Source organism: Paenibacillus sp. JT22N15 (assembly GCF_059383755.1).
This window is the reverse complement of sequence record NZ_JBXENV010000018.1, coordinates 14,665-33,871: the sequence shown is the minus strand read 5'-3', so window position 1 is coordinate 33,871 and position 19,207 is coordinate 14,665. Positions and strand designations below refer to the sequence as shown.

Annotated in this window: 11 protein-coding genes; 10 read left to right on the top strand and 1 reads right to left on the bottom strand. The window is 49.3% G+C overall.

Annotated features, from left to right (window positions below; genetic code table 11):
• Positions 1-7: 7 nt before the first annotated feature.
• The 8 genes from AC50X8_RS27925 (at position 8) to AC50X8_RS27890 (ending at position 15,440) form a co-directional block, all read left to right on the top strand.
• On the top strand, positions 8-2,323 hold the full coding sequence (locus AC50X8_RS27925) for a glycoside hydrolase family 3 N-terminal domain-containing protein (protein WP_494882836.1): 2,316 nt from the start codon (positions 8-10) through the stop codon (positions 2,321-2,323).
• Positions 2,320-5,472 carry an alpha-mannosidase gene (locus AC50X8_RS27920; RefSeq protein ID WP_494882834.1) on the top strand — a complete coding sequence of 1,051 codons (3,153 nt, stop codon included), beginning with the start codon at positions 2,320-2,322 and terminating at the stop codon, positions 5,470-5,472. Before AC50X8_RS27925 ends, AC50X8_RS27920 begins: the two co-directional genes overlap by 4 nt.
• A 20-nt stretch (positions 5,473-5,492) precedes the next feature.
• Positions 5,493-6,833 carry a glycoside hydrolase family 125 protein gene (locus AC50X8_RS27915; protein ID WP_494863616.1) on the top strand — a complete coding sequence of 447 codons (1,341 nt, stop codon included), beginning with the start codon at positions 5,493-5,495 and terminating at the stop codon, positions 6,831-6,833.
• A 3-nt stretch (positions 6,834-6,836) separates the two neighbouring features.
• A complete protein-coding gene (locus AC50X8_RS27910; RefSeq protein WP_494882832.1) occupies positions 6,837-7,712 on the top strand; it encodes a sugar phosphate isomerase/epimerase family protein in 876 nt (291 codons plus the stop codon).
• Between the two features lie 173 nt (positions 7,713-7,885).
• Positions 7,886-10,684 carry a glycoside hydrolase family 3 C-terminal domain-containing protein gene (locus AC50X8_RS27905; RefSeq protein ID WP_494882830.1) on the top strand — a complete coding sequence of 933 codons (2,799 nt, stop codon included), beginning with the start codon at positions 7,886-7,888 and terminating at the stop codon, positions 10,682-10,684.
• Positions 10,685-11,080: 396 nt separating this feature from the next.
• Positions 11,081-12,265 (top strand): hypothetical protein, encoded by a 1,185-nt coding sequence (locus AC50X8_RS27900; protein WP_494863621.1) that lies wholly within the window; start codon positions 11,081-11,083, stop codon positions 12,263-12,265.
• Positions 12,266-12,496: 231 nt separating this feature from the next.
• On the top strand, positions 12,497-14,308 hold the full coding sequence (locus AC50X8_RS27895) for a sensor histidine kinase (protein WP_494882828.1): 1,812 nt from the start codon (positions 12,497-12,499) through the stop codon (positions 14,306-14,308).
• Positions 14,289-15,440 carry a response regulator gene (locus tag AC50X8_RS27890; protein ID WP_494882826.1) on the top strand — a complete coding sequence of 384 codons (1,152 nt, stop codon included), beginning with the start codon at positions 14,289-14,291 and terminating at the stop codon, positions 15,438-15,440. The genes AC50X8_RS27895 and AC50X8_RS27890 overlap by 20 nt, the downstream gene beginning before the upstream one ends.
• A gap of 63 nt (positions 15,441-15,503) precedes the next feature.
• Here AC50X8_RS27890 and AC50X8_RS27885 read toward each other — a convergent pair whose 3' ends face one another.
• A complete protein-coding gene (locus AC50X8_RS27885; protein ID WP_494882824.1) occupies positions 15,504-16,406 on the bottom strand; it encodes a class I SAM-dependent methyltransferase in 903 nt (300 codons plus the stop codon).
• A 330-nt stretch (positions 16,407-16,736) separates the two neighbouring features.
• Between AC50X8_RS27885 and AC50X8_RS27880 the strand changes: the two genes are divergently transcribed.
• Together AC50X8_RS27880 and AC50X8_RS27875 are read left to right on the top strand one after the other, a co-directional pair.
• Positions 16,737-17,483, top strand: a complete 747-nt coding sequence (locus AC50X8_RS27880) for a hypothetical protein (RefSeq protein WP_494882822.1) — start codon at positions 16,737-16,739, stop codon at positions 17,481-17,483.
• A 13-nt stretch (positions 17,484-17,496) separates the two neighbouring features.
• Complete coding sequence (locus tag AC50X8_RS27875; protein WP_056032294.1) at positions 17,497-19,185, top strand: vWA domain-containing protein; 1,689 nt, start codon at positions 17,497-17,499, stop codon at positions 19,183-19,185.
• Positions 19,186-19,207 lie beyond the last annotated feature (22 nt).

Below are 19,207 nucleotides of genomic sequence, written 5' to 3'. Positions count from 1 at the left end.
TATGCACATGGACTATAAAGACGCTTCGCTTCCGATTCGGGAACGGGTTCAGGATTTGCTTGAACGTATGACGACAGAGGAGAAAATCGGCCAGCTTATCCAGCCTATGGGATGGAAAACCTACCTCAAGGAAGCGGACGGCACCGTGCAGGTGACGGAGCAGTTCAAGGAAGAGGTTGCGCGGGGCGGAGTAGGTTCTTTATACGGCGTTCTTCGCGCCGATCCTTGGACAGAGGTGACGCTGGAGACGGGACTTACACCAAGGCAAGGCGCGGTAGCGACTAATGAAATCCAGCGATACGTGATTGAAAACTCCCGCCTTGGCATTCCGATTTTGTTCGGGGAGGAGTGCTCTCATGGTCATATGGCAATTGGGGCAACGGTATTTCCCGTTCCGCTTACGGTCGGAAGCACCTGGAACAAGGATTTGTACCGGGAAATGTGCGAGGCGATTGCGGCAGAGACTCGAAGCCAGGGGGGCGCTGCGACGTATTCGCCTGTCCTTGATGTCGTGCGCGACCCGCGGTGGGGGCGGACGGAGGAATGTTTCGCGGAAGATCCCTATTTAATCGGCGAGCTGGCGGTCGAGGCGATTAAGGGGCTGCAAGGGGAACGGCTGGATACGGACAAAACGATTGTGGCGACGCTTAAGCATTTTGCCGCTTATGGCAGCTCCGAGGGCGGACGCAATGCAGCTCCCGTCCATATGGGGCTGCGTGAGCTTCATGAAATCGATTTGCTGCCGTTCAAAAAGGCAGTCGAAGCGGGTGCCTGCTCCGTCATGACGGCGTACAACGAAATTGACGGTGTGCCCTGCACCTCAAATTCCTATCTGCTGAACGACCTGCTGCGCGAGGAATGGGGGTTTGATGGTTTTGTCATTACCGATTTTGGCGCGATTCAAATGCTGGTCAGCGGCCACAATACGGCGGAGAACGGGGAGCAGGCAGTGGCGCAAAGCCTGAAAGCAGGCGTCGATATGGAGATGTCCGGCTATATGTATGGCAAGCATTTAGCGGGCGCGCTTGCGCAGGGGCTGATGACCGAGGATGAGCTGAATACAGCGGCAGGACGGGTGCTCGACATGAAATTCAGACTTGGCTTATTCGAACGGCCATATGTTGATCCTGATTTTGCCCAGCAGGTTATTGGGTGCGAGGAGCATGTGGAGCTGGCGAGAAGAGTAGCTGCGGAGGGCATTATTTTGCTCAAAAATGAACAGGCCACGCTTCCGCTCAGCAAAGCAGGCGCCAAAATAGCCGTTATCGGTCCGAATGCGAACCACGTCTACAATCAGCTCGGTGATTACACCTCGCCGCAGCCTAAGGGACAAATCGTCACCGTGCTTGAGGGTATCCGCCGCAAGCTCGGCGCGGATGCGGATGATCAGGTGCTGTATGCGCCTGGCTGCCGAATTAAGGGCGACGCTAAAGACGGCTTCGGCCATGCCCTCGCCTGCGCCGAGCAAGCGGATGCCATCGTTATGGTTATCGGCGGCTCCAGCGCCCGGGATTTCGGGGAAGGCACCATTGATTTGCGTACAGGTGCGTCCGTCGTTACGGATAACGCATGGAACGACATGGAGTGCGGTGAAGGCATCGACCGTTCGACGCTTAGTCTCATGGGGGTGCAGCTTGAACTGGTGCAGGAAATTTATAAGCTCGGCAAGCCGGTTATCATCGTCTACATCAACGGAAGGCCGATTGCCGAACCTTGGATAGAAGAGCATGCTCATGCGATTTTGGAGGCGTGGTATCCGGGACAGGAGGGCGGCAATGCGATTGCGGACATTTTATTCGGCGACGTCAATCCTTCCGGGCGCCTTACCGTTTCCATTCCGAAGCATGTCGGTCAGCTGCCGGTTTATTATCATTCCAAGAGAACGCGCGGCAAACGTTATTTGGAGACGGATCTGGAACCGCAATATCCATTCGGGTTTGGGCTCAGCTATACGCAATTTGGCTACGATAACATACGGGTTGTGCCGGAAGTGATAACCCCGGGCGGAGAAGCCGAGGTGCAAATCGAAGTGACGAACATTGGCGGTGTGGCTGGAGATGAGGTTGTGCAAATGTATGTAACCGACGTATCCGCATCGGTGACCCGTGCCGAAACCTCGCTCAAGGGCTTCCGCAAAATCCATTTGCAGCCGGGGGAGGCGAAGCTGGTCACTTTCCCTGTAAATCAAGAGCATCTTGCATTGATTAACGCCCAGCTGGAGCCGGTTGTGGAACCGGGCGAATTCCGCTTAATGGTCGGCAGCAGCTCGAAGGATTGGCTGGCATGCAGCTTGCATGTTAAGCGCGAGGGGGAACAGCCATGATTCGAATTCAGCGGTTCATTCAGGATATGGCCGAGCGGCAGTGGCTGGATAAGGTGGAGCTTCCGCAGTGGCATATGCAAAAAGCGAAATATATCCGGCCCGGCGAATACGTGCTGGATGAGCAAAATGTCGGTGTGCAACATGTGAATCCTCTTTACAGTACACATGGCACGACTTATTTTTTAACGAAAAAAGCAGATATACCGCAGGCTTGGCATCAAGACGCGGTTGGTCTCATTTTCGAAGCGGGCGGGGAGGGGCTGCTGAAGGTGAACGGGGCTCCTTATCATGGGCTCGACCGGAATCACTGGTATGTGCCGCTTCCGGTGGGCCGAGTAGGGAGTGCGCCGCTGCTGGAAATCGAATTGTACGATCCGATTCCTGAGCCGCATGATCCGCTGAATCGCCAGGCGGTCATTCAGCCGCCAATCGCTGGCATCCGCTCGGCGCTCGTCCGAGTGAATCAACCGCTGCAAAGCTTGATGTACAGCGTAACGGTGTTATCGGAGTCGTTGAACGCGCTGCCGGAGAGCGATATGAAGCGAAATCGTCTTGTGGGTGCGATACATCGCATCATGGATCGGATGTATGCCGAGCCGCAGCGCTGGGATGAGGCTGAGTGGGTGAACGGGCTGGAGCAGTTGCTTGCCCAGAAGGTGCAGGAAGAAGATTTGGAAGGCGGCCGCAGCGGCTTTATGCATTTGGTCGGCCAGTCGCATATCGACATTGCGTGGCTGTGGCCTGTCCGCGAAACGGTTCGCAAGTCCAGCCGCACGTTTTCGACGGTATGTACGCTGATGGATGAATACCCCGAGTTCATCTATTCGCAGAGCCAGCCGCAGCTGTATGCCTTTGTGAAGGAGCATTATCCCGAATTGTATGAGCGGATTAAGGCGCGGATCGCCGAAGGGCGCTGGGAGCTGGTCGGCGGCATGTGGGTCGAGCCGGATTTGAACATTCCGAGCGGCGAGTCGCTGGTGCGGCAAATTTTGTACGGTCAAAGCTTCTATAAGGAAGAGTTCGGCAAACGCTCCAACATCGAATGGCTTCCTGATACGTTTGGCTACTGCGCGTCGCTGCCGCAAATGCTGAAGCTGGCGGATATCCCGTATTTTATGACCACAAAGCTCAATTGGAATGACACGAACGCTTTCCCTTATGACTTGTTTGATTGGGTAGGCATCGACGGCACCTCTGTCATTGCCTATTTGAACCATGGGGTAAATGAGCATACCCGTCCCAAGGATGTCGATGAACATTGGAAGTCTTACAAACAGAAGCATTTGCATCCGCAGCAAATGCTGCTTTACGGGCATGGGGACGGTGGCGGCGGCGTAACGAACGAAATGGTCGAGTTTGCCGAGCGGTCTTCTTTTATGGTTGGGCAGCCTGTCAGCAGGTTCAGCACGGCCGGAGCCTTTTTCGAGGGAATCGGAAAAAGCGGGCAATCGCTGCCCAAATGGCATGGCGATTTGTATTTGGAGCTGCATCGCGGTACTTACACGACGCATGCAAGAAATAAGCGAAGCAACCGCAAGGCGGAGGTGCTGTACCGTGAAGCGGAGCTGTGGGCGCAGTTCGCTGGGCTATCTAGCACAGTGACGGAGGCACTCGATGAAGGCTGGAAGCTCATTTTGCTCAATCAATTCCATGATATTATCCCGGGAACATCTATTCCTGAAGCCTATGTGACGTCTACAGAGGAGTATGGGAAGGTGATGGAGATCGGAACGGCTGAGCTCAACCGCTCGCTTGAAGCCATTGCTGGCAGCATAGCTCCAGATGGTGAGGGGCTGCCCTACATCGTGTTCAACAGCCTGGGCTGGGAACGCGGAGAAGTAGTCAGCTTGACATGCAGCGCTGAAATGAGTGGCTTGTCTGTTGTTGATGTGAACGGGGAGCTTCTGGCTTGCGATGTCAAGCGGAGTGGGGATGTCCAGACGGTATCCGTGTACGTTCCGTCTATCCCGGCCTTCGGTTATACAACGCTATGGCTGCGTGCGTCAGCGCATGCAGATGATGCTAAGGATACGCAAGCAGATGAGGCCTTTCCTGCCGTTTGGGAGACGGATTTTTACACGCTAGCATTTAATGATGCAGGAGAAATCACCCGTTGGTATGACAAGTCTGTGCAGCGGGAGTGGCTGAAGCCGGGTGATAAAGCGAATGAGCTGCAATTTTTTCATGATAAACCGACCTATTGGGATGCATGGGATATCGATCCGCGCTTTGAAGCGCAGCGTGCCGGCACTGTGCAGCTGATCTCGAAAGAAGTTGTGCAGCGAGGGGGCACCAAGGATGTGCTTCGCTTCCACTGGAAGCTGAATGATTCGGAAATTAGCCAGGATATGATATTGTATCGCCATCAGCGCCGCGTTGATTTTCAGACGAAGGTGAATTGGACAGAGAGCCATAAATTGCTCAAGGTAGCGTTCCCGGTTGACCTTGTTGCTGCGAAAGCGACGTATGAAATTCCATTCGGTGCATTGGAGCGGCCAACGCATAACAATACGAGCTGGGAGCAGGCGCAATTTGAAGTGTGCGGACATCGCTGGGCCGATATTTCCGAGGGCAACGGCGGCTTGAGTGTGCTGAACGACTGCAAATATGGGTACGACATTAAGGGCCAGACGATTCGCTTATCGCTGCTGCGCGCGCCGAAATGGCCAGATGAACATGCGGACCAAGGCGAGCACGAGTTCACTTATTCTGTTTTGCCTCATCAAGCGGATTGGCGGGGCGCTCACGTAGCTCGCCGAGCAATGGAATTAAATCATCCGGTCATGACGGCAGCAGGGCAGCCGAACAGAGGAGGGCTTCCTGCACTCCCTGCGGTTCCAGCGCTTCCCGCATTTCCTGCACGGCATGCATGGCTGGGTTTTGAAAGCGAGCATGTTATTTTGGACACGATTAAAGCTTCCGAGGACGGGACTGGAACCGTGCTGCGGTTTTATGAATCATCAGGCGGTAGAGAGACGGTGCGTATCCAGTGGCCGGAGGAGAAAGTGAGGGCGTCTATCGTGAATTTGCTTGAGGATAAAATGGAGCAGCTGCCATGTGAGCGAGGGGCATTCGAGCTGGCCTTCAAGCCTTTTGAAATAAAAACGGTGAAGCTCATTTCATTGGAACGGGAACAGGATCAGGAGTAGGCGGAGGGGAGCTGTAGGTTATGGAACGATTTAAGCTGCCGAAGGTAAAGCTGCCGCAATTGGTGCTGCCAGAAGCCATAATGAAGGTGCTGGAGGAAGCGGAGGTCAAGCTGGCCCATCGCCCGAAGCTCCAGCAGCAATTTCGCAATTGTTTCCCCAATACGCTGGAAACGACTACGAAGTTGATGGACGACGGTACGACCTTCGTCATTACGGGCGATATTCCGGCGATGTGGCTGCGGGATTCAGTGGAGCAGTTCATTCATTACGTGCCTTTTGCCAAAGAGGATGCGGGATTGCAGCGGCTCATTTCGGGACTGATTAAGCGTCATATGACGTATATTGCGATTGATCCATACGCCAATGCTTTTAATGAAACGGCAAATCATTGGCATTGGGACGCGAATGACGATACGGAAATGTCCCCTTGGGTATGGGAGCGGAAATTCGAGCTGGATTCGCTATGCTTTTCGATACGCCTCTCCTATAGGTATTGGAAGGAAACAGGGCTCACTGATATTTTCGACGAGCAGTTCAAGCAAGCGCTGCGTTCTATTGTGAACGTATGGAAAACAGAGCAGCGCCATGCCGAGCAATCGGCATACCGGTTCAAACGCTCCAACTGCCCGGCCATAGACACGCTGCGCAATGATGGGCTCGGAATGCCTGTCAATTATACGGGCATGGTGTGGTCAGGCTTTCGTCCAAGCGACGACGCTTGCGAGCTGCATTACAATATTCCGGCGAATATGTTCGCCGCTGTCTCGCTCGCTCAAATGCAGGAAATGGCGAGATGGGTATTCCGCGACGAAGCGTTTGTGCGGGAAATGGCGATTTTGGAGGAAGAGATCCGTCATGGCATACAGCTTTATGGGATGTACAATCACCCGGTGTATGGCAGAATCTACGCTTATGAAACGGATGGCTTCGGCAATTACTGCCTATTGGATGATGCGGGTACGCCAAGCTTGCTCTCCATTCCGTACATTGGCTACACCGATGTTCATGATCCTATTTACCAAAACACAAGGCGCTTCATCCTGAGCCGAGAAAATCCTTATTATTATGAAGGAACAGCTGCTAAAGGAATTGGAAGCCCCCATACGCCGCCGGGATACATATGGCCTATGGCTTTATCGATGCAGGGGCTGACGGCCGCGAGCGATGAGGAAATGCTTGCTATCATTAAAGTGCTGGAAGCGACGGATGCTGATACGGGCTTTATGCATGAGGGCTTTCATGCCGACGATCCCCACCAATTTACCCGTCCATGGTTCGCATGGTCGAACAGCCTGTTCTCACAGCTTGTTTACAAGGCGATGGCAAAGGGGATTTTGGAACCGAAACAGGAGGAAAATTAATCGATGAAATTAACGAATAAAATAGGCGTAATCGTAGACAGCTTCGGGCTGGGCGTGCGAGAGGGATTGGTGAAAGCCAAGGAGGTCGGCGCGGAAGGCGTACAGATTTATGCGGTTAAGGGGGAAATGGACCCGGAAAATTTGTCGCCTGCGGCACGCAAGGAGTTAAGAAGCTACATAGAATCGCTCGGCTTGGAAATTTCTGCACTGGTCGGCGATTTAGGCGGTCATGGCTTCGGGGTCAAGGAGGATAATCGCTGGAAAGTGGAAAAATCGAAGCGTATCGTCGATTTGGCGCTGGACCTCGGCACGACGATTGTAACGACGCATATTGGCATCGCGCCGCACGATTCGTCCTCCGCTGCTTTTCATACGATGCATACCGCATGCGAGGAGCTAGGCCAATATGCCAAAAGCGTCGGAGCCTACTTCGCCATTGAAATCGGCCCTGAAACGGCGGCCGACTTAAAAGCGTTTCTCGACACCTTGTCGACGAACGGCGTATCGGTTAATTTTGACCCGGCAAATATGGTCATGGTGACGGGCGATGATCCGGTGCAAGGCGTTCATCTATTAAAGGATTATATTGTCCATACCCATGTGAAGGATGGCGTTCGCCTTAAGGAGGTTGATCCGAGAGACGTTTACGGAGCGGTCGGGTATGCGCCTATGGATCATGAGAAAATCGCAGAGATGGTTTCCTCTGGCTTGTTTTTCCGCGAAGTTCCGCTTGGAGAGGGCGGAGTCGATTTTAATCGCTATTTTCAGGCGCTGCAGGACATTGGGTATACCGGTTATTTGACGATTGAGCGCGAGGTAGGCACGCAGCCGGAGCTTGATATTCGTAAAGCGGTTGATTTTATTCGCAAATACAGGTAGGGGAGGGAGAGGAAAGAGATAATTGCTTAGTGAATGAATCCTGCTAGATGATAGCGGGATTTTTTTGCGTGTGAAGGATTGTTTTCATAAATAAGAGGTTTTGCTTTTATAGAAGGGATGCTTGTATAGTAAGAGGGTGGATATAGAGGTTGAGAGAAACAGGAGGAAATCAATTGAGTACACAAAGTATTGGAGTTCCATTAGAAGGTTTTGCAGAGTTTAGCCGAACGGTAGCCGCAGAGGGCGCCGTATTATTGAAAAATGAAGGACAGGTGCTTCCGTTTAAGGATGGCGACAACGTTGCTGTTTTTGGCAGAACCCAGGTTAACTATTATCGCAGCGGTACCGGTTCGGGCGGCAGTGTTCATGTTACTTATACAACAAATCTGCTAGGTGGGCTTCGCGGCAAGAAGAATGCTGCTGTCAATGAAGCGCTAGCCGCTGTTTATGAGAAATGGATTGAGGAAAATCCATTCGACAACGGCGGTGGCGGCTGGGCAGCTGAGCCATGGCATCAGAAGGAAATGCCTTTAACGGATGAACTGGTGTCGGAAGCAAGAAGGAAGTCGAACAAGGCAATCGTGGTCATCGGGCGTACCGCAGGGGAAGACCAAGACAATGCCGATGAAGCAGGAAGCTACCAATTAACGGTGGATGAGAAAGCGATGCTGAAGCAGGTGACGGCTTATTTTGAACAAACCGTTGTAGTGCTCAATGTATCGAACATTATAGATATGAGCTGGCTGAACGAGGAAAGCTACGTGCATCCTATTGCAGGTGTCATCTACTCCTGGCAGGGCGGCATGGAAGGCGGCAATGCGATCGCCGATGTTCTGGCTGGTGATGTAACGCCAAGCGGCAAATTGACGGATACAATCGCTTATTCCATCAATGATTATCCATCGACTCGCAATTACGGCAATGAATTTAAAAACGTTTATGAGGAAGATATCTATGTGGGATATCGTTATTTTGAGACGTTTTGTCCGGATAAGGTTCAGTTTGAGTTTGGCTATGGTATCTCGTATACTTCATTCGACATCAAGTCGGAGGATGCCAAGCTGACAACCAAAGTAGGAGAAAAATACGTTGAAATCGACGTCAACGTAACGAATACGGGAACTGCCTACGCGGGCAAAGAAGTGGTGCAGGTTTACTACGAAGCACCGCAAGGCAAGCTGGGCCAACCTGCTAAAGCGCTGGTCACATTCGGGAAAACTAAATCGCTTCAGCCGGGCGAATCGCAGCGCCTTACGGTGAGCTTCCCTGTTGCTGCTATGGCTTCCTATGATGACGCTGGTGTGACGGGAAATCCTTCCGCTTATGTGCTGGAAGCGGGCACTTACCGTTTTTATGTAGGAACGAGTGTGAAAAAGGTGGCAGAAGTAGCTGTCGAGGGTCAAAACGGCTACGTCGTGGAGGCTCTTCAAGTTGTAGATCAGCTGCAAGAAGCGATGGCGCCGACGGAAAGCTTTACGAGAATGAAGCCGGGCGCTCGCAAGCAAGACGGATCTTATGAGCTTAGCTCCGTAGAGGTGCCGCAGCGGAAGATTTCTATGGCGGAACGGATTGAGACCAATCTTCCTGCAACGCTAGCGCAGACGGGCAATCAGGGACATACGCTAAGAGATGTTTTTGAGGGTAAAGTCGGCATGGAAACGTTCATCGCGCAGCTTAGCGATCAGGATTTGGCGGCAATCGTCAGGGGCGAGGGCATGAGCAGCCCGCTCGTTACATCGGGAACGGCTTCGGCTTTCGGCGGAGTCAGCGACCAGCTGTTCAACTATGGCATTCCTGTTGCTTGTACAGCAGACGGCCCGTCTGGCATTCGGATGGATAGCGGTCAGAAGGCGACTCAGGTCGCAATCGGCACCTTGCTCGCGGCAACGTGGAATACGGAGCTGGTCGAAGAGCTGTATGTGATGGAAGGCCAGGAGCTATTAAGAAACAACATTGATACGCTGCTCGGGCCGGGTCTAAATATTCGCCGCAGTCCGCTTAATGGACGGAACTTTGAATATTTTTCGGAGGATCCATTGATTTCCGGGATGTTTGCGGCAGCATGTACGAAAGGAATTATGAAGGGAGGCTCTAACGCGACGCTGAAGCATTTTGCCTGCAACAATCAGGAAAAGCATCGCAGCAAGGTAGATGCGGTCGTCTCTGAACGCGCTCTTCGGGAGATTTATTTGAAAGGCTTTGAAATCGCCGTGAAGCAAGGCGGCGCGAATTCGATTATGACCTCCTACAATCCGATTAACGGACATTGGGCCGCTTCCAACTATGACCTGAATACGACGCTTCTTCGCGGCGAGTGGGGCTTTACAGGCATCGTGATGACGGATTGGTGGGCGATCATGAACGATGTCGTGAGTGGCGGCCCAGCGGATCGCAAATTAACGAATTGGATGGTTCGTGCGCAGAACGATCTGTATATGGTGGTGCCGAACTACGGTGCAGAAATCAATGGCTGGGATGACAATACGATCGAATCGCTTGAAAATGGCACGTTGACCCGCGGCGAATTGCAGCGCTCTGCCATAAATATTTGCACGTTCATCATGAACGCGCCAGTATTTTCGAGAAAACACGAAATCGTAGAGACGGTTGAAGCGTTCAAGGCAAATGCTTCGCTTGCAGCAGCAGCTTCCCCAGAGCAAGTGCAAGCACTTTCCCAAAATGCACAGGTGAAGCCTTCCGCGGCCGAATCGACCTTTATGCAGGTGGATCAAGCTGGGCAATACCGGATCATTGTCAGCATTATGTCCCCAGAGACGGAGCTGGCTCAAAGTGCTTGTAATGTAACGCTGAACGATCAACTGATGACGACCATTCAAACGAATGGAACCGAAGGCAAATGGATCAAACAGAAGCTTGTGAAAGTCGAGCTCGAAGCCGGCTTCTATGAGCTGAAGCTGGAATTCATCAAGCCGGGCTTGCAGATAGAGTGGATTGAGTTTAAACAGGTGTAGAATAGAAATGAAAATGGATTTATTAAGTTTTAAGTGATTGTGATTAATAAACGCTTAGATAAGTTGTGGTATATAGTGAATTGCATTTTATTAGTGCGCTTCTATGACACTTATAAAACCCGAACTCATGAGTTCGGGTTTTATATATTTAAAAATGTTATTAAATAATTTAATAAATTTAATGTAGGTTACATATGTGATGTGTAATTCATTCTAATTTATTAACTGATGAAAAATTAGTGGGTATGTTCAAATCCTTTTAACGCCAATTATCATTTGATGCGGTACAGTTTTCCCTACAGGTTCTAGTAATGTAGGTAAGATTCAAGATGTGGAGTAAGATGGATTCGTATGATATAATCGCCAAAATGTACTAGTAGGAGTGACAAGTCTCTGTTGAATGATGAAGTATTAAATAAATGTCGTTTATTAGGTTTTTACACACCTCTATATATTTCTAGAGGTATAATGGCATACTATGCTGAGGATCCTACTCAAGACCTTGATCAAGGTCTTCAAGCAAAAGAAGGAATAGAAGTTATTTTGTTATCTATAGGTATCTCTATCGATATTAAAGAGTTTGCTAAAGCTATTAACTTTGATTTATTCTTATCATCACAGATTGAGTGCTGCTATTCTAACAATCCAGTGATGAAAAGTATTATTAAAAGATATGGAACCTCGTCAGTTTATTCTAAAATGTATGAGTTCGTTCAGTCTACATTTATGGTTTCGCATTTTTCAGATATGGTTTCCAAGTCATTTTTATTCGGAAATAGTAATGATGTTCCTGAAGAGAGAAAGGATTTACTTTTATCAGAATATAATCATGGAATTGAAAGTATAATATATTATATAGAGATACTTGATAATGAATATAAATCACTAATAATGAAGTACTACCCCGATCTAATTGATAATTTGGATGTTTTATTCTCTGTGAGAAAAACTAAAGATTTGTGGGATAAAGAAAGTCTTATTACATTTAATGATCATGTAAATGAATTTTTGAATAAGATACTACCTGAGTATGGGGAAATCGAAGAAAGAGTAGAAAAGTATCGAGATTTATTGAAGCGATTGAGTAGTTGTAAGAGAGGGAAGAATGATTCAAGGATATATGAAGAATTGTGTCTAGATGCTCTAAATTTTTTATTTATTCCTCCATTTAAAAATGTTTTAACACAAGTTCGAAATGAGTCTGGTGACATAAGAAGAGATGCGGTTATTCCTAATAATCAAATCATGGGTTTCTGGCATTTAATTCGTACGGAGTTTAACTCTAAGCATATAATATGCGAATTTAAAAACTATAAAACTGTTGTGGGTCGCGAAGAGTTGAATCAATTGAGGCTATATCTTTCTAGACCAACTGTTGGTAGATTTGGACTATTATTCATAAGAAATAAGCCAAGTTTGAAGCTTATTGAAGCTCAACGAAGGGCCTATGAGGAGGCAGGGATTTTAATTTTAATTATTGATGATATTAATTTTGAAAAAATGTTGAAAATGAGAGCATATGCTGGATCAGCTGATGAAATTCTAGAGATGTTAAAAATGAATTTCGAACTTAGTTACTGAAATATATATCTTGATTTATGAGTATCTCTAGCTTCACATGTCAAGTGCAAACAATCAATAAAATAAAAATGTACATATGATTCTCTATTTTCAATAAATACCTGCCTTGTAAAGCCCCGACCAATCATGGTCGGGGCTTTACAAGGATTTTCAGCCATTTTGTCGAATGATAGACGAGAAGTTCGAAACAGCGAATGAAAGGTAGGTGCCGTCGTGGATACGAGGTTGTGGATGTCAGTATTGCTATGCTTTGCGACGGCGCTGATGCTGTTTGTGTTGTTCCTATCCTATCGCAAACGCCATTTGCAGGTGGCTAGGACGATGGTTTATATGATGGCAGCAGCATCCTGCTATGCGCTCGGCTATGCCTTCGAAATTTTGAGCGTTACCTTGGATGGCATAAAGCTGTCGCTTCAGTTCGAATATTTAGGTATTCCCTTCGTCTCTGCTTTTTGGCTGCTCATGGTGATCCAATTTACCGGACTTGCAGCCCCTTACCGAAAGTGGCTTGCGCTGCTGCTTTTTCTCATTCCGTCGGCCACATTTCTTCTTCATCTTACTAATGAATGGCATCATCTTGTGTACGCGGGCTATTTTCCGAATCCGAACGATACCGTTCCGTTGTACAATACATTAAAAGGCCCGTGGTATACGGTGCATGGCGTTTATAATTATACGATTTTGCTGCTGGGCATTTTGCTGTTTATTCCGATGTATATACGAGCGTTGCCCATTGTGCGGAAGCAGATTGTCCTCCTAATTCTCGGAGCGGCCGCGCCGATGCTGTTTAATATTGGCTATATGTTTAATACGATCATTGATTTTACACCGCTGGGGTTCGCTGTATCCGGCGTCATCTATGCTTGGGGGATTTTTAGGTTCGGATTGCTTCGTTTAACACCGCTTGCTTATGCCAAAATGTTTGATACCGTTCGCGACGGCGTCGTGCTGCTGGATTATGACAATCAGATCGTGAACCACAATCGCGCGGCTGAAGAGGTATTTCCTGAGCTGATGCAAACTAAAAGCTTTCCCGCCCTTAGCATGGACATACTAGCGACCAGTCCTGAACTGCTTCAGCGAATATCGGCAGCGGTTTTTCAGGATGAGCGCTTTCCTCTCCAGCTGTTGCTTGGCGAACGGCAGATGTATTACATTTGCAGCTTAACTTATATTTACGACACGGGGACGACCCCGATTGGCAAAATGCTAATGTTCAGCGATATTACAGAGCTGAAGGAGAATGAGGAGCGTCTGCGAGAAAAATCGCAGCAGCTGTCCCAACTGAACGACTTTAAAGATAAGCTGTTTACGGTCATGGCTCACGATATTCGCGACCCCATTGCCCTTCTCGTCAGCTTGACCGAGCTGCTGGGCGAGGAGCCTACGGATACCGATATTGCCAGCGCCGAGGTTTTTCAAGAGATTAGACGGCAGGTACGCGGCACCTTCCATCTCGTCGACAATTTGCTGGACTGGTATCGCAGTCAAAATGGCGAGGTTGCGTTCCGGCCGCTGGCCTGGAACCTGCAGCAGGTTGTGCGCCAAGCTTTATCGCTGGCAGGGTCCAGAGCGGCGATGAAACACATTCAAATTTCCGAGCTTGTCGATGAGAGGCTGACGGTGAATGCCGATAAGGAAATGCTGGATCTGATTTTTCGGAATTTGCTGTCCAATGCGATTAAATATACGGATATCGACGGGAAGATCGAGGTCAGCGCTTCTATTGAACATGATGTAGTAACGGTATCCGTTAGCGACAATGGGAGCGGAATGGATGAGGAGACGGCGCGGCTGCTGCGGCATGATGAGCTCTTCTTCAAGGAGCCTGGCTTTACAAGTGGAGAGGACGGCAGCGAAATGAGATTTGGTCTCGTATTGACCCGGGAGTTTCTCCGCATGCATGGCGGCATGCTCCGGTTCGAAAGCTCGCCCGGGCAAGGAACGACTTTCCAGTTTACATTGCGAGGGGCCGTTAGCAGCGGGGCTGGAAGCGACAGCGAGGAAACGGTGGTGAACGTTTATGAAAGTCATCTTAATTGACGATGAGCCTGTCATGCATTTAATTATGCGGAAAATGCTGGCGAAATATGCGGAGCTGCAGGTTGTCGGGGCATTCGTGAATATGCATGCCGCGGGCGATTTTCTCGCTGAAAATACCGATGTCGAGCTGGCGTTCGTTGACATATCCGTGCCGGGCGACAGCGGGCTTGCGTTTGCTTCCAAGCTGGACAAGGCGGGCAGCAAAACACAAATTGTGTTCGTCACCTCGCATAAAGACTATGCGGTTGAGGCATTTGAGCTGTCAGTGCTTGATTATTTGGTGAAGCCCGTCACGCAGGAGCGGCTGGAGCGGACGATTCATCGCGCGCTTGAAAGCAGAAGGATGGTAGGGGATTCCCTTACAGCAAGCGCCCAAATTCAGAACGTGAACCGTGTCAGCATTACAGCTTTAGGCGACTTTTCCGTGCGAAATGAACGGGGACGCGTAAAATGGATTTCCAGCAAAAGCGCCGAGCTGTTTGCCTACCTGCTGCTGAACCGTGGTCAGCGAATTTCGCGTGCCAGGCTCGTTGCAGATATTTTTGCCGGGATGACGAGTGTAAATGCTGAAAAGTATTTGAATACGACGGTTTATCAGCTCCGCAAATCATTAGAGCCGTTAGCGCTTCGGGATGCTATTCGCTCGGAAAACGACGGCTACGCACTGGAACTAGCAGATGCCATAATTGATTTTGAAGAGTTCGAGCGTCATGCGGTAAAGTTTAAGCAGGTTGACGCCGCTACTGTGGAGGACGCGCTGAACGTGGAAAGGCTCTACACGGGGGAGCTGTTCGGCAGCAAAGCCTACGTCTGGGCTATACACGAGACAGAGCGGCTGGCAGAGCTTTACACCTCGTTCGTCAAAAATGTAGTGGAGACACTCTTCGTTCTCTCCAATACGGCCGCAGCATCGAAGCTGCTGCTAAAGCTTTATGCACAAAATCCCCTTGATGAATCCGTCCTGAGCTTGCTGCTCCGCAAGCATGCGCAGGACGGAAACAAGAAGGGGCTTACAGCCCAATACACCGACTATGTGAGATTGATCAAAAAAGAGCTCGGCATTCGTCCATCCAAAGCGTTGCTCCTTTTGTACGATTCTCTGGTCATTGAATTATCTGATAACGCAAAATAATGAAAGTTATATAATGAAAGGTATGACCTCGACCTACGTTGATACACGCTGACCAAAGCTGACCTACGCTCTAACGATCTCCGGTCGTGTATACATATTCAGCTCCTGCAGCCGGATCAGCACCTTGCCATAACGTCCGCTCTGATGAATGACCACTTTGCCGTCCGGATAAGTACGATGTACATATTCAGTAACGATTTGGCGGGCAGACTCATCAGGATTCAGATTATGGGTTTTCAGCGCTTGCATGACTTCCTCTATGGCCTCTTCATAAGTGGACTCGGTCGTTTTGGTTTCTTTCGTAATAATGGATTCAAACGAATAACCCTTCAAATAGAGCAGGTGGGTCAAGTAGGCCATATCCGAGCTTTCCGGATGAACCTCGCGGCCCGTCAGCAAAGGAAGAATGGCTTGGAGCAGGCTATGCTCTCTAGGCCCTGCACCTACACTAATGTAGCAATATTTGCGAGCGGTACTGAGCACCCGTTCCACGCTTTCCCAATCGACAATGACTGGGCACATGGACACAAATACGAGATCATAGGCGTTGTTCCAGCCCCTTGCGTCAATATCCAGCTCTTCAAACACATCATGTACTAGCTCTACTTGCCCCTGATCAAACCTTGCTGTATTCTCCCTGAACAGCTCGCTTAACGGAACATTAGGCTCCACAGCTGTCACGCGTGCTCCTCGGTCAACGAAGGGCACCGTAAAACCGCCCGAGGCAGCTCCGATATCGAGTACGGACAGCCCTTGGAAGTCCACACCTTGCCCTTCTATCCAGCGAATAATTCGCTCGCTTCTATGTCTTCCTTCTGCACTGAATACCTCTGCATTAAAGATCTTTGCTTTATGGTCAAAGGATGTACGGCCAATGCCGGCCTTCTTCATTTTATTGCCCGTCGCGTTCGGGTCCTCCGTCCAAGCTTTCTCCCACACAGCTGCATTAAACAAGTCATTGCTCATATCTCGTCATTCCTTCCTTAATTATAATATGGTTTTCATTTCGTAGACTTTAAAGACTCTGTATATCTACAATAACCTTTAACGGAACGAAAAGCAAATTCTCTTTTTTCGCCTCAAGCACAGTGACGTGTTTCAAGACATACTCAAAAATAAAATGGAACCGGACAAATAACGTGGAAGTACTTAGAGTATAAATAGAATCTAAAGCAAGATTAGCAACATTTAGGAGCTTGTTCGGTTATTCTCTGTTAAAATTAAATAGGCAGACGAATGATGCTGCTGTTTTTTTACAAATGGAGACAAGTTACCGCATTCGTGGAGGAATTATTTATGGGGAATAATTCGAAATTTTTGAAGCTGCTCGGACTCATTGGCGGAGTTGTAGCCCTAAATATCGTTATTTTGTCACCGGGGCTTGTCGGGGTGGTTATAGGGGGTGAAAGTGTTCTTGCAACCGCTTCAGGCGTAACCTTATTGTTCAGCAGCTTTCTGGTTCTGACTTACGGAAGCTATACGCTGCTGCTCAAGCCGGCTTCGGTGCCGCAGCTCCGTTCGATTGCAACACGTGAGGATTTCATGGCGGCGCTTTCCTATTACAAAAATGTCAAAGTGCTGCACAAGGACATCGCCGTGGCCCTCGACCAACTGGAACGGATAGCGAAGAAGAGAGCGATCTTGTCCGATATTCTTGGTCAAAGATTTGAGCAGACGGAAATCAGCTACAAGAAATTCGACTCCGTCATCGTTGAGGTCGAGAAGCTTTTTTACTTGAATATTAAAGGGATGCTGAATAAGCTCGGCGTGTTCGATGCTGCTGAGTTTGCCTCCTTGGAACGGCAGCGGAGCACGGGGAAGTTCTCGAATAAGCTGATGCAGGAAAAAATAGAGCTTTACCAGCAATACCTGGACTACGTGTCCGGTTATCTGGGAGCGAATGAAGAGATTTTGCTGAAGCTGGACCGCTTGGCTCTCGAAATTTCACTGCTGGGGAGCACAGATTATCGGACGGTCGAGGAAATGCCCTGCATGAAGGAGATCGATGTATTAATAAAGCAAACCAAATTATATCAACAATGAGAAGGTGACGCAGATGGCGAGTAAAGGAAAAGCTTTTGTAGTTTTGGCACTTATTGCGATTGTTGTTTTTGCTCTCGTTTACTTTGGGATTAGCTTGACCTCGAACATAGGCAAGACGGATACGCAGATTTCGTCGGAAGATGCCAGCAAGCAGCTGAATAAGCTTTATCAAGGCATTTCAGTTACGACTGCGGAGCCGGTCAAAGGACAGATCGACCTTGATCCTGCCGATGTCGGCGACTCCTTGCCGGATATTTCGAAGTTCCCCGTATCGGTTGAAAATACGACAGACCAATTCGTCGAAATTTTTTCCTCCACCGAGAAATCAGGTACGGAAATGGATGGCTGGCTGAACGATGTCGCCACCGCTTTTAATCAAGCGAAGATTAAAGTGAATGGGAAAACGGCTTCGGTCAAAATCCGCAATATTGCTTCTGGCACTGCAACGGATTATATCCGTTCAGGCAAATATGTGCCGGATGCGTTCACCCCGTCCAACGAGCTGTGGGGCGAGATGGTCGCAGCGAGTGGCGTTCAAACGAAGCTCGTGTCTAAACGGCTCGTAGGCAATGTAGCGGGAATCGTATCCACTCAAGCGAAATATGATGAATTGATTGCCGAATATGGCTCGCTTAATGTGAAGACGCTGACCGATGCCATTGCAAGCAATCAGGTGGCGATGGGCTATACCGACCCTTTTGCCAGCTCAACGGGCCTCAACTTTTTAGTGACGTCCCTCGCGACGTTTGACAGCCAAGAGCTGCTGGGCGAGAAGGCGGTGCAAGGCTTTGAGAAGTTCCAGGCCAATGTTCCATTCCTTGCCTCGACTACACTGCAAATGCGTGAGGCTGCTAAGACGGGGATGCTAGATGCTTTTGTACTGGAATATCAAACCTATGTGAATGCGGCGGATTTCCAGAGCGGTTACGTGTTTACGCCTTTCGGCGTCAGACATGACAGCCCGCTGTATGCGCTCGGCAAGCTGCCGAAGGATAAGCAGGACATTATCCAGAAGTTCGCCGATTTTGTTACGCAGGATAAATACCAGAAGGCTGCTGAGGAAAAAGGCTTTAATGGCCTGAATGACTACAAGTCCGAGATGGAAGCTGTGAACGGCAAAACGCTGGCTTCCGCGCAGAAGCTTTGGAAGGAAAAGAAGGATGGAAGCAAGCCGATTGCCGCTGTTTTTGTAGCCGATATTTCGGGCAGCATGGGCGGCGAGCCGCTTAATCGCTTGAAGGAATCGCTGCTTAAGGGGCAGAAATTTTTGGGCAGAAACAACAGCATCGGGTTCGTTTCGTATTCCAGTGACGTGGCAATCAACCTGCCAATCGGAAAATACGACACCAACCATCAATCGATGTTTGTTGGCGCAATCAATAGCTTGCAGGCGAGCGGAGGAACGGCGACCTTCGACGGCATCGTCGTTGCCATGAAAATGCTGCAAGATGAGCTTGCTGCGAACCCGGATGTGAAGCCGCTCATTTTTGTGCTAAGCGATGGGGAGACGAATGAAGGGCATTCGCTGAAGGATATTAAAGGGCTTATCGAAACGTACAAAATTCCGATTTACACCATTGGTTACAACGCGAATATTAAGGCGCTGCAAAGCATTTCGAGCATTAACGAGGCGGCAAGCATTAACGCCGACACCGACGATGTCGTCTATAAAATTGGAAATCTGCTGAACGTTCAAATGTAATTTTACAGTACCGTTTTATGTT